This is a genomic window from Desulfosporosinus sp. I2 (assembly GCF_000960765.1).
In the GTDB taxonomy this organism is placed as follows: domain Bacteria; phylum Bacillota; class Desulfitobacteriia; order Desulfitobacteriales; family Desulfitobacteriaceae; genus Desulfosporosinus.
In genome coordinates this window covers 15,901-28,092 of record NZ_JYNH01000057.1, presented here as the reverse complement: position 1 = coordinate 28,092, position 12,192 = coordinate 15,901, and the positions used below count along the sequence as shown (strand labels likewise).

General features: G+C 43.8%; 10 protein-coding genes and 2 riboswitches. Of the genes, 8 read left to right on the top strand and 2 right to left on the bottom strand.

The genetic code is table 11. From position 1 onward, the window contains the following. Positions 1 to 231: 231 nt before the first annotated feature. Positions 232 to 969 carry a precorrin-6A/cobalt-precorrin-6A reductase gene (locus UF75_RS13925; protein WP_045575201.1) on the top strand — a complete coding sequence of 246 codons (738 nt, stop codon included), beginning with the start codon at positions 232 to 234 and terminating at the stop codon, positions 967 to 969. Positions 970 to 1,002: 33 nt separating this feature from the next. Here UF75_RS13925 and UF75_RS13920 read toward each other — a convergent pair whose 3' ends face one another. Further along, complete coding sequence (locus UF75_RS13920) at positions 1,003 to 1,437, bottom strand: DUF2837 family protein (protein WP_045575200.1); 435 nt, start codon at positions 1,435 to 1,437, stop codon at positions 1,003 to 1,005. A gap of 153 nt (positions 1,438 to 1,590) precedes the next feature. Next, a riboswitch (cobalamin riboswitch) is annotated at positions 1,591 to 1,780 on the top strand. A gap of 136 nt (positions 1,781 to 1,916) precedes the next feature. Between UF75_RS13920 and UF75_RS13915 the strand changes: the two genes are divergently transcribed. The 7 genes from UF75_RS13915 to UF75_RS13880 all read left to right on the top strand — a co-directional run bounded on the left by UF75_RS13915 (position 1,917) and on the right by UF75_RS13880 (position 11,036). Then, the gene (locus UF75_RS13915) at positions 1,917 to 2,111 is read left to right on the top strand and encodes a hypothetical protein (RefSeq protein WP_045575199.1); all 195 of its coding nucleotides are present in this window, start codon (positions 1,917 to 1,919) and stop codon (positions 2,109 to 2,111) included. A gap of 9 nt (positions 2,112 to 2,120) precedes the next feature. Then, positions 2,121 to 2,306, top strand: a riboswitch (cobalamin riboswitch). Positions 2,307 to 2,461: 155 nt separating this feature from the next. Beyond that, positions 2,462 to 4,324 (top strand): X2-like carbohydrate binding domain-containing protein, encoded by a 1,863-nt coding sequence (locus UF75_RS26300; protein WP_052693254.1) that lies wholly within the window; start codon positions 2,462 to 2,464, stop codon positions 4,322 to 4,324. After that, on the top strand, positions 4,296 to 6,761 hold the full coding sequence (locus tag UF75_RS30100) for a cell wall-binding repeat-containing protein (protein ID WP_052693253.1): 2,466 nt from the start codon (positions 4,296 to 4,298) through the stop codon (positions 6,759 to 6,761). Before UF75_RS26300 ends, UF75_RS30100 begins: the two co-directional genes overlap by 29 nt. Before the next feature lie 267 nt (positions 6,762 to 7,028). Further along, positions 7,029 to 7,772: a DUF4430 domain-containing protein gene (locus UF75_RS13895; protein ID WP_052693251.1), complete on the top strand. Its 744-nt coding sequence runs from the start codon at positions 7,029 to 7,031 to the stop codon at positions 7,770 to 7,772. A gap of 98 nt (positions 7,773 to 7,870) precedes the next feature. Further along, entirely contained in the window at positions 7,871 to 8,692 is an 822-nt protein-coding gene (locus UF75_RS13890) for an energy-coupling factor transporter transmembrane component T (RefSeq protein ID WP_235838695.1), read from the top strand. Beyond that, positions 8,674 to 10,353, top strand: coding sequence for an ABC transporter ATP-binding protein (locus UF75_RS13885; RefSeq protein WP_045575197.1), 1,680 nt, complete (start codon positions 8,674 to 8,676; stop codon positions 10,351 to 10,353). The genes UF75_RS13890 and UF75_RS13885 overlap by 19 nt, the downstream gene beginning before the upstream one ends. Beyond that, on the top strand, positions 10,335 to 11,036 hold the full coding sequence (locus UF75_RS13880) for an ECF transporter S component (protein WP_045575196.1): 702 nt from the start codon (positions 10,335 to 10,337) through the stop codon (positions 11,034 to 11,036). Before UF75_RS13885 ends, UF75_RS13880 begins: the two co-directional genes overlap by 19 nt. A gap of 20 nt (positions 11,037 to 11,056) precedes the next feature. On the opposite strand, the gene UF75_RS13875 is transcribed toward UF75_RS13880, so the two are convergent. After that, positions 11,057 to 11,872 (bottom strand): sugar phosphate isomerase/epimerase family protein, encoded by an 816-nt coding sequence (locus UF75_RS13875; protein WP_045575195.1) that lies wholly within the window; start codon positions 11,870 to 11,872, stop codon positions 11,057 to 11,059. Positions 11,873 to 12,192: the final 320 nt, after the last annotated feature.

Genomic DNA, 12,192 nt, shown 5'->3' with positions numbered 1-12,192 from the left:
ATAAGGACTCACACCATACACACGGCCATTCTGATCATGAAATATCTAAAGACGGCTATCACTCTCATGGTCATCAACACGAATTTATTATTCATGAACACCCACATACTCCCGACATTTACCATAGACATGCACATTAGTAAGAAACAATGTTGGCATAGATCCTATGCACATTAAGATTGTATATTTGAGTTACACTTGTTGTTATAATGGCTATGGAGGTTAATAAAAATGATCATGCTATTGGGAGAAACGGTGGCAGCACGTGAGATCAGTGAGTGTCTTAATAACAGAGGGCTTGAGTTCATACGTTTGCAAACCTGGACAGAAAAGACTTGCTTGAAGGTGCCTTCGTTAATCCTTGATGCCAGTCCTCCTTCCAGCAGTGTAAAGTTGGCCCCGTTACGCCAATGGTGTGCGCAACAGGGCATTCCTTATCTTAGGCTTGAAAGACCAGAGACTGTCATTCCAGACAGCTTATTAATATATCCAGTTTATACTTGGGAGGAAGCTTTGCTCCAGTTAGAACAGCGAGTCGGTGCTTTGTATGAAGCGAAAGGACGTATAGTAACGGTTTTCGTGACGACGGGAAGCCACCAAATGGAAAGCATCGTGCAAGCTGCCTTTGCTCGCTATGCTCGTTTAGTGGTAAGGGTTCTTCCCGAAGGACGCTTAGTCCAAAAATGTCAAGATATGGGCATTTCAACGAGGGATATCGTAGCTATGCAAGGGCAATTTTCTAAAGAGATCAACAAGGCACTCTTTAAATTCTATGGAGCAGATATTCTATTAACCAGAGATAGTGGGTCTGCCGGTGGGACAGATACGAAAATCTCAGCAGCCTTAGAATTGGGGATCGAGACAGTCCTTGTGAAAAGATCGAAGACGAATGCGGGTTTGATTGTGAATAATATCCAGGAATTACTGGATTGGGTGGATACAAATAGTGGTGAATGTAGATGGCTTTGATCCACCTGCACCAAGGCTTTCGGTCGAGAATTATCACTTATAAATAGTCGCAATGACATGGACCACTGGGATAAGGAGCACTTGTCCCATTAGGGTCCCTATTAGCTTGGCGCTCATCAACATAACGACAAGCGCTTTGACATCTTCATAGGGACGATTCCCCTTTAAAGCCTGATCAGTAATGATAGAAGATTTAGGGTCAACAAAGAGCATAAATATAATATTTGCGGCACTGTTAATTACTCCTGCCGAAGCTGAAGCCGCTAAGCGATGCTGAGCATCAACAAGTAAAGCAGCATAATAAGCTGTATGTGCTGTAAGAGAGATTAGATAGAATAAGTTAAAGAGGGTATTTGATAAGGCGAATTGCCGACTTTTAACAGAATTAAGCCGCACAGAGTAGGCAAACGTATCGATTATATGAATTATAAATGTTGAAACAAATAATTGGTAAATATTGAACTGCACCAACCCACCCCCATCCTTGATATGACTATGTCAGATAGGGGATAGAAATACCCAGTGAATACATCAGTTGGTTTGACAATCAGTGCTAATAATTGTAAATTTATGTACTGACATGGTTTACAAGAATTTAGAATTAAGGTTATAATGAGGACAATTAAATATTAGGTAATGAGTGATTTTTTTCTAAGGAAAAGAATTTAAAAGGGAAGTCAGTTAAAACCTGACGCGGTCTCGCCACTGTAATAGGGAGTTGCCTCACAAAGTGTCACTGGATTTTATCTGGGAAGACGTGGGGTAATGATGAACTAAAGCCAGGAAACCTGCTCATTGCAGATCAACACAGGAACCTACGGAAGATAGGGGAGGTGTCGTTTATGTCGGGAAGTCAGCGTATATTATCCGGCTAACGGAGTCTCTATATCCCTTTACAGGTATTCTGTAGAGGCTTTTTTTTGTTTCTCTTGAAGGAGGCCTGACTGGTGAGATATCGAGAGAAGAATCAGGAGATGGAAGAGCACAAGCAAGCGTTGCTTGATGCGCGAGGAGAAATCTTAGGGAAGTATAATTCGGAAAAGGAGCAGAGGATTCAGTGGCTTGTGAAGTTCATAGATATTGAAGACGAACTCGAAGAATTATCCCGACGGAAAACCAATGGACTAGCTCATAGGAGATAACGTAAATTTTAATTTATGAAAAATTCAGGTATCGGAGCATGAGTGCTTCGGTTAAAAAGGAAGCAGGTGCAATTCCTGCACGGTCCCGCCGCTGTGATGGGGAGATGTTTCGTGAAGGCCACTGGTTTAGTCTGGGAAGGTGCGAAACATTGATGATCCAGAGTCAGAAGACCTACCTGTATTTACACCAACTACTCTACGAGCGATAGAGGGAAGTGTTAAAAGTGCTGGCATCAATTGATGATTATCAGTATTTTTAGCCTCTTGACCAATCGGTTGAGAGGCTTCTTAATTTCTAAAGCAGCGAGGAGATATTTTAGCTATAGGTATGTAGAGGGGGATAAATAGAGATGAAAAGAGATTTTCGAAAATTATATTCATGGCTGTTGATAGCGGTAATGATGCTTTCCATGTTGGTTATGCAAATTCCTTGGGCTAAACCGGCTTATGCGGCATTAGATCAGAACAGCACTATAACGCCTGTGACAGCTGTTTTTGACAAGAATTCTGCTCATCAAACCGATGTGCAAATAACGACGACTCTTAACGGAAATAATTTAAACAGTATAACCAATGGTGGAACTCCGCTGACGGTAGGGAACGACTATACAGTAACGACTGGCAGCAGTATTACCATTGGTAAAGGATACTTGGCCCAACAGGCGATAGGAACAACGACACTGAATTTTATCTTCAGTGCCGGCAATCCTCAGGCTTTGCAGATAACGGTATCTGATACTACGCCAGCTTATTCAAATAGTCTTACAAAATTACTTAGCTATTATCAAAGCAATTCAAGCAAAGCCACTTCCTGGTGGGATACGGTAGGACTTTGGGGTGCAGGGGAAAGTATAGGAACTATTTGGGACAGCAGCAAAGAAACTAGTCTTGCCGGAAATATTCTGGGAACACTGGCCAAGGGAGAGGATCCGAGCAATACTTTAAACGGACGTAACCTCTTGTCAGAGCTGAAGGCGACACAGGACAGCAGTACAGGTGCATTCCCAGGTTCCTATGGTCCAACTTCGAGCGACCAAATCTGGGCCATGCTCGCTCTAGATGCTGCGAAAACACAGTATGACCAAGAAAAAGCAATATCAAATTTATTGGCATATCAAAATTCGGACGGAGCATTTTTTTACTCAACTGGTTACAACACTAGTGATCCTGATCAAACAGGGATGGCCTTGCTGGTTCTGGCTAACCATCAAACGGTAGCTGGTGTTACCGACTCTATGGTTAAAGCCAAGGCTTACCTTAAGGGGATACAACAGGATACAGGAGGATTTGCTTCCTGGGGAACAGATAATCCAAACAGTGTAGCTACAGTAATTTCAGGTTTGGTGGCTGTCGGTGAAGATCCCTTGGCGGATGGCTGGAAAAAGAACGGGAAAACCATGTTGGATGATTTGCTCAGTTTTCAGTTAGACGACGGATCGTTTTACTCTCCTTATAATCCAGGAAAAACTGATGCTATGGCAACCTATCAGTCCTTGATTGCATTGGGGGATCTAAATGCCCATAAATCGGTCTGGCAGAGACTGCAAGAAAGCAGTCCCCAGGGAAACAATAATAGTGTTATAACCCCTGTGACGGCTGTTTTTGACAAGAATACTGCTAATCAAGCCGATGTGCCAATAACAATGACGCTTAACGGACATATTTTAACCAGTATAACCAATGACGGGACTACGCTGACGGCAGGGAGCGACTATACGGTATCAGCCGCTGGCAGTACTGTAACTATTGCTAAAGGCTACCTAGCCCAACAGCCGACAGGAACAACAATTCTCAATTTTATCTTCAGTGCCGGCAATCCTCAGACTTTGCAGATAACGGTTTCCGATTCCACGCCGACAGGTAGCGGAAGTATTACGCAGCCGCCTGTCCAAAGTAATATTACTTTGACGGTTGTCGGAAAGAATGGACAAACTATTCTCCCGTCGACAACCGTGCCCTTGGAAAGTGGTGATACGGCTTATTCCGTTCTGATAAGGAAGCTCGGCCAGGCGGCTGTTACTGGGTCGGGTTCTTATGTCAGCGGGATTAATGGGATCAACGCAGGTACTGATGGTCCTTCAAGCGGTTGGATGTATTCCGTAAATGGTGTTTATCCAAGTGTAGGTGCAGCGGCAATTACTTTAAAAAATCGGCGATGTAGTAGTTTGGCGGTATACAACCAATATGGGCAAAGACATAGGTGCTCCGGATAACAGCGGTGCAGGAACGGCTACCAGCGCTAGCTCAATTCCAGCCCAGCCAACAGTCACTAATCCGGTTGGCTCAAACAGCCAAACTAATCAGGACGCATTGGCAGTCTTAACTAATGTCACGGCCCAGCAACAGGCCGGAGCTAGACTCCCAGAAAATACTCCCTCTGTAAGTTCGACGGCTACCGAGCGGGTGGTCCTGCAGGCGGCAGACGGAGTTCAGCTGACTGTGCCGCCAGGAGCGTTAAATAATCAGAGCACTCCGGTTAAATTTACCGTCGAGATAGGTAAGGTGACGACTCCACCTAAGGCCGACACAGGTGCCACAGTACTCAATCCTCTTAAATACCAGCGTCAGTTTGGCCTTGAAAGTTCCAAAGGTGCTGTCCAGGAAGAGCCTGTTCAGTTTAATGCGCCCGTTGAAATTAGTTTCCCTGTCGCGTCAGGAGATCTTCCCAGCGGGATCACGACCCAACAACTGGCCATCTATTGGTGGAATACGACCAAAAACGATTGGGTTAAGTTGGGCGGCGTTTTTGACCCGATTACCAAGACCCTATCCGTGCCTACTTATCACTTCTCCACGTATGCTGTCATGGCAGATGTTTCTAGTGTGCCTAAGCGTTTGGCCGGCCTTGACCGGTTCCAAACAGCCAATGTGGTAGCTACACAGGGCTGGAAAGCCGGAGCAGACAATGTGGTTCTGGTTAATGCCTATGCGTTTTCCGATGCCCTAGCTGCCGTTCCCTTAGCCTTTAAGCTCAACGCTCCTATCCTGTTAACAGAGACAAATACTCTTACTCCGTCAACACTGGAAGAAATACAGAAAATGACGCCGAAAAAGATTACTTTAATCGGAGGGACAGCCGTCATTTCCCAGGCTATCCAAGCTGAACTGGAAAAAGTCTACGGAGCGGACAATGTGTTGCGCTATGGTGGGTCGGACCGTTATAGCACGGCAGCTCTGATTGCCACTGCCTTGGGTACAACCGGGAAGGCCATCATAGCTAATGGTGGTGAAAATAGTTATGCGGATGCTCTCGCTGTATCCAGTTATGCTGCCTACAAGGGAATCCCGATTCTTTTCACGGAACGAACGGTTCTCCCAGATCCCACAGTTCAAGCACTGACTGCGCAAAAAGTTAGTTCCACCATTGTGGTGGGCGGCAGTTACGTCATACCGGAGGATATCACTCAGCGTTTGCCGGGAGTGGTACGCTACGCTGGAAGTGACCGTTATGCGACTGCAACAGCTACAGCCCAGGGGTTAAACCTTAATACGGACAGGGTTTATGTAGTGACCGGTTTAAATTTTGCCGATGCCTTAACCGCGGGGAATTTGGCTGCGCATTCTTTCTCTCCGGTTATTATGGTTGATGATACCATACCAGAAGCCGCTTCAAGTTTCCTAACCGCCCACAAAGGAACAACCACCGAGCTGGTTATTGTGGGAGGGACAGGGATTATCAGCGCAGATCAAGAAACCAAACTACGTACGCTAGTTCCTAATTTAGTTCAGCCTAAGGAAGGAGCTACAACCCGCCAGCAGGTGGATGAAACTATCAGTGGTTTAGCAGTCTGGGAAAAGGCTTATATCCAAGCGGCCTTTACGCAAGCTGCTTCAGGTGAAATTATTGATCCTACGGTCTATAATTGGCCCACTGTCGGACTGGGTCGGCTGGACCTCAACGATGGCTTGTCCTCTTATCTGGCGGAAAACGAGAAGTACATTGGCCAAGATTGGAACTCCGTCACACGGAAAGTGACTGACCTGGCCAGAATAAGCTTGGCTGTAGGAGCGGCCAAAGGAGATCCCCGCAATTTCGGTGGCAAGGACTTGATTGCTGAGATCGCCAATTATCCTGATATTGAAGCTCAGGGCATCAATGGGCCGATTTTTGCACTACTTGCGTTGAACAGCGGTGATTATAATTTACCTTCGGCTGCTCAATGGACGACAGAAAAATTATTAAAAATCATTCTGAACAAGCAATTGCCTGATGGAGGATTCTCCCTGGACGGAACGGGTGATAGTGATCCGGATATTACTGCGATGGCTCTTCAGGCTTTAGCCCCTTACCATTCAGACAGCCATCCGGAAGTGCAGGCTGTTGTGAATAAGGCGTTAGCTTGTTTAAGCACACTCCAGGATTCGGAGGGAGGATTCAAATCCGGGGGCACAGACAGTAGTGAGAGTGTTAGCCAAACAATGATTGCTTTATCGTCGTTAGGGATCGATCTTGATACTAACTCGATGTTCATTAAAAATAACAACACACTATTGAGTGCCTTGCTTCAATTTAGATCCGCGGACGGTGGTTTTAAACATCTATTAACGGGGAACTCGGATAACACTGCTTCCGTGCAAGCCCTGCTGGCCTTAGCCTCTTATGTCAGATTAAAGGATGGAAAGACGTCCTTATATGATTTTCGTCCCTAGAAAACTCTGGCGGTTTTGGCTTCTTTTGATAATACCGGAGAATAGAATCATGCTCATTTGAACGCTAGGAGCTTAGAAGAATGCATCAGTGACTCTGAATGTTATATCATTTGCTGGAAGCTAAACCTGCTGTGGTAGGGGTAACGATTTAGGACAGGAGTAATAGAGTGCGTAATATATGAGGGTCCGTTAACGATTAGATAAGCTATGATCATGATCCATATGGACCCTCATATATAAGAAGATGTGTGAGGGAAGGATTATAATTTGAAAAAGCTAGCATCGTTTCTTGCCATGTTTCTGTTAGTAGTGGCTCTTCTTTTAACGGGGTGTGGCGTAGATAAGAAAGCTGCATCAGGGTTGACTAAGGACAGTGTGAATAAGGTATCAAGCAATACTTCTCTTGGGTCAGTAAACAAAAATAATTCATCGGATAGCAGTAAATCCCAAGTTGAACAACCAATTAAAGCAGATCTACCTAAAACAATAGATAGCGCCCAAAATCAAGAAAATGCTCCCAAAATCATATCGGCACCCACGACAACTATTGAAGCTACTCCTTCTGCGCAAACGCCGACCATTCAAGTGCCGATTCCTATACAACCTGAAAAAACAGACACGCCAGCAGTAACTATTGCCATCAACTGTCAGACTGCAGTTGCTAAAGGTCTCGACAAGCAGGAAAACTTTAAAGATGTCGTTCCTGCTAATGGAGTTATTTTGCCCCCCACAAAAGTAGAGTTTAAAGAGGGAGAAACTGTGTTTGATGTATTGAAGATTGTCGTTCGCGAAAATAATATTCAGATGCAGTATGAAGGTTCCAGTGGAACAGCCTATATTAAAGCGATTAATAATCTTTATGAGCTTGACGGCGGACCTTTAAGCGGATGGATGTATTGTGTCAACAAAGTGTATGCGAACTATGGGTGTAACCAAACTAAGCTTAAAAATGGTGACACCATTGAATGGAATTACACCTGTAATATGGGCAAAGATTTGGGACAGAAGTGACCGGGAGAAAGTGGCTACGGAAGTAAGGGAGAGAGCAGCCTTTGAACAGAGCATTCTCATCGTTGCATCCAGCAGTAAGCTTTGTATTTTTTGCAGTAATGATAGTATTTACGATGCTTTTTATGCAGCCGGTTTTTTTGGGAGTAACCTTAATTTCAGCCCTTATTTTCTCTTTCATTTTGAATGGGAGGAGGGGCGTGAAGTTAAGTTTCTTAGTTTACCTCCCCATGTTCTTATTAATCGCAGTTAGCAATCCTTTATTTAATCATCGAGGAAGAACAACGTTGTTTTTCTTCATGGACAATCCCATTACCTTAGAAGCTATATTGTATGGAATATGTTCGGCGGCGTCTCTGATCGCCATTCTGGCTTGGTTCTCTTGTTACAGTAAAGTTATTACATCGGATAAATTTCTATATTTGTTTGCCAAGCTGACTCCGGCGGTAGCCCTGCTGATTACAATGACCATTAGAATGATTTCCAAGTTAAAATATCAACTCAAGACAATATCCAATGCTCAACATACGATAGGGTTGGATCAAAGGACAGGAAGTCTAAGTGAGAGAGTAAAAAAGGGAATGAGAGTCATATCCATACTGCTGAGCTGGTCAATGGAGGATGCGATTGAAACGGCAGATTCAATGAAGGCTAGAGGGTATGGACTGAAAAACAGAACGACCTTTTCACTCTTTAAATTTGATACGCGGGATGGCTTGGTATTAGGGTTGATTAGCGTACTAGCGGGCATATGCTTTGCGGGGTATTTTTCAGGATATGGGACAATGCAATTTTACCCGTCAATCAGGCCTTTGAATTTATCTCCCCAAGCTATTGTCCTATATATAGCATTTGCTGTATTAGCACTTTTACCGATTATTATCGAAGTAAGGGAGAGCTGCAAATGGCGTGCTTACAAATAGAAAACTTGAGCTTTTCCTATCCTAATACTCAGGAAAGAGCACTGGAAAGTGTAAATTTAGAGATTAAGGAAGGCGAGTTTGTTTTAGTATGTGGCGTGTCAGGCTGTGGCAAGAGCACACTTTTACGGCATATCAAGCGTGAGATTACACCGCATGGTAGTAAGGTAGGTACGGTATATTATAGAGGGGTAGAAATTGAGAAATTAGATCAAAGAATGGCGGCCTCTGAAATTGGATTTGTGATGCAGAATCCCGAAACTCAGCTGGTGACAGATACCGTTTGGCATGAATTGGCGTTTGGTCTTGAAAATTCAGGGCTAAGTACTTCTGAAATTCGTCGTAAGGTGGCAGAAATGGCGAGCTTCTTTGGCATAGATGGATGGTTTAGAAAATCGGTTGATGAATTGTCCGGCGGACAAAAACAACTCTTGAATTTAGCCTCGGTGATGGCCATGCAACCAAAGCTGCTAATCTTGGACGAACCAACGGCTCAGCTCGATCCCATTGCGGCTCAAGATTTTCTAGCAACGGTCGCCAAAATAAATAGAGAATTAGCAGTTACCGTCATTTTAACAGAACATAGACTTGAAGAAGTATTCCTTATGGCCGATAGAATTGTAGTCATGGAAAAAGGAGCAATCGTTTGCTTTGATACACCAGAGCAAACAGCCAAACTATTAGCCAATAGTCATCATAAACAGAGTATGTTTAAAGGATTGCCGTCTGCAATTCGGATTTATAGCGAGATAAGGTTGGGCAATCATTGTCCTTTAAGCGTGCGGGACGGGAGAAAATGGCTCGCTGAATATATGATTCCGGTTGAGAAAGTCTTTGATGATCAAGTGAATGATCGAGCTCAAAAGCAAAAGCAAAAGCCTGTCATTGCAGCCGAAGAAATATGGTTTAAGTATTCAAAGGCAGGGAATGACATTTTGCGGGGATTTTCGCTTAAGGCCTACTCGGGGGAAATACTCTGTGTGTTAGGTGGCAACGGAACCGGTAAAACGACAATGTTAGGCGTGATTTCAGGATTACTAAAACAGTATAGAGGAAAGGTTGTCATTAATGGTAAAAAAATAGAGGCTTTCCAAGCTAAAGAACTTTATCGAAACAATCTTGCTCTCTTACCTCAAAATCCAACGGCTTTATTTGTTTGCGATACCGTCTTAGGGGATCTGGAAGAGGCGGCAACGATGCTTAGACTGGATAAGGAGACTCTAAGCACTGAAATTGACAGGATTGCCATAGAATTGAGAATCACTAAATTTTTTGAACGGCATCCGTATGATTTAAGTGGTGGAGAGCAGCAAAAAGTGGCACTCGCCAAGTTATTACTATTAGATCCCAAAATAGTGTTATTAGATGAGCCGACAAAGGGGCTTGATGCAGAGTCTAAGGAAGAATTAGGTGAAATCTTAAAAAAATTAGGTAGCCAAGATGTTGCGATCGTTATTGTAACTCATGATATCGAATTTGCGGCGGAGTATGCTGATCAATGTGCCATGATGTTTGACGGGAATATTGTATCAGAAGGAAAAGCGAAGGAGTTTTTTGCAGGAAATAATTTTTATACGACCGCTGCCAACCGAATGGCCAGAGGAATATTTCCCAAGGCAGTGACTTGTGAGGACGTGATTGCACTATGCAAGATAAGCGGATAAGCAAATACACAAAAGTGGTAAGAATTATGTTCATCATTTTATTACCGTTGTTGTTGGTGCTATCGACGTTAAGCGGGGATAAGAACTACGGTTTATTAAGTGTAATATTTATGATTGTGGCGATGGTTCCCTTCTTCTTAAAGTTTGAAAAACGTAGGCCGGAAGCCAGAGAATTGGTAGTTATTGCCGTCATGGCCGCGCTTGCGGCCTTAGGACGGGTTGCTTTTGCCCCAATTCCCAATTTTAAGCCGACTTCAGCCATTATAATAATCAGCGCTATGGCGTTCGGACCGGAGGCGGGATTTTTGACAGGGGCTACAGCTGCGGTAGCCTCGAATTTATTTTTCGGACAAGGTCCATGGACCCCGTGGCAAATGTTCTGCTGGGGGATGATCGGTTTTGTCGCAGGGATATTGAGAAATGCAGGTTTTCTCAAAGGGAGATTAAGCTTATCAATCTATGGATTAGTAGCAGGGTTCGCCTTTGGATGGGTCATGAATCTCTGGTTTATCATCGGATTTATCAATCCTATCACCTGGCAAGCTATAGTAGCAGCTTACATATCAAGTTTTTGGTTTGATTTTTCTAACGCAGTGTCAACCCTGATCTTCGTTTTTGTATTGGCAAAGCCTTGGCTAAAAAAGCTAGACAGGATAAACGTTAAATTTGGTTTGATGGAGTGAGCACTGGCTTGGCATCCACACTATCCGCTTAAGCCTTCTATACCTAATTGATCGCGCAGGTTTTTAACTTTTTGAATGGCTCTTTTAAGATAGATCTCAGGAGACTCCTCGCGTTCCTCAGTCGTCGGATAAGCTTCTAGCGTCAAGCACCTTCGATAACCGGTTGGAAAGTGTTGGGCTACCATAACCCAATCAATAATGCCATGCCCAGGTAACCAATGCCGGTCTTCGAGTCCGTCATTATCCGACAAATGAGTCGCTACAAGCCGCTCTCCAAAATTTTCAAGTAGGTTGAAGTCCTGTTTGTCCGATAGAAAGTGATGAGAACTGTCATAACAAAAACCCAAATAGTTCGATTGAATTTTGGAGAGTAAATAGGGAACATTATCACTTCTACGGGTGTTTTCGATAGCGATCATTATCCCAAGCTCCTCGGCAACCTTCACGAGTTCTCTGAAACTTTTCGTACCATCACCATTTGGCGCTGGAGCGTCGACGCCTTCTGTCAAATGCATGACCATCATCGGTATACGATGGGTTGCACAATCATTAAGCCACCGGATATGTCTTTGGATAAATTCGGACCTCACGGACTCGCGCTCTGACCATAACTCACTAGAGTTATTATATGGGACATGTAAATTCTCTAAGACTAGACCCATGTCTCTGACTAATTGAGGCATACTCTCTTTCTTGACCGGCCATGGAGTGTCTTCGTCTTCCCACCAGATAGAGGTCGTAGTAAACCCAGCCTCTTTGATTAGTCTGAGTCGTTCTTGAAAAGGAAGTACAAAACCAAACCACGAAAATATCCCCAGCGGATATTGATGTCTCATTAAATTGCCTCCTATATTTCAGCTATTCGATGAACAAATTGAGAAAAGGTAGTGGCTTTGCTCCTAGTCTATAGTGTTACAGAAACTATCACAAGAGTAAGAAATCAGGAAGCTGATTCTATCGAATCGGTTTCATGATTACTGAAGGAGCGAATTGTATTGTTTTGGAGATTGGATTTTCCTAAGGGAGTCCGGGTTATTTGTTGAAAGGGTACAAAACTAATGTGTCGTGATCCCCAGGTGAAAATTATTTTCCAACAAGGAACTATTTGGCAGGAATTCGCAAGTGATCGTAGAATAGCTGATATAGTATTGAAATA

Excerpts from the sequence above, each read along its gene's own strand:
- UF75_RS13885 (WP_045575197.1), top strand. The coding sequence starts at position 8,674 with ATGGCGTGCTTACAAATAGAAAACTTGAGCTTTTCCTATCCTAATACT.
- UF75_RS26300 (WP_052693254.1), top strand. The coding sequence starts at position 2,462 with ATGAAAAGAGATTTTCGAAAATTATATTCATGGCTGTTGATAGCGGTA.
- UF75_RS13880 (WP_045575196.1), top strand. The coding sequence starts at position 10,335 with ATGCAAGATAAGCGGATAAGCAAATACACAAAAGTGGTAAGAATTATG.
- UF75_RS13925 (WP_045575201.1), top strand. The coding sequence starts at position 232 with ATGATCATGCTATTGGGAGAAACGGTGGCAGCACGTGAGATCAGTGAG.
- UF75_RS30100 (WP_052693253.1), top strand. The coding sequence starts at position 4,296 with ATGGGCAAAGACATAGGTGCTCCGGATAACAGCGGTGCAGGAACGGCT.
- UF75_RS13890 (WP_235838695.1), top strand. The coding sequence starts at position 7,871 with ATGATAGTATTTACGATGCTTTTTATGCAGCCGGTTTTTTTGGGAGTA.
- UF75_RS13875 (WP_045575195.1), bottom strand. The coding sequence starts at position 11,872 with ATGAGACATCAATATCCGCTGGGGATATTTTCGTGGTTTGGTTTTGTA.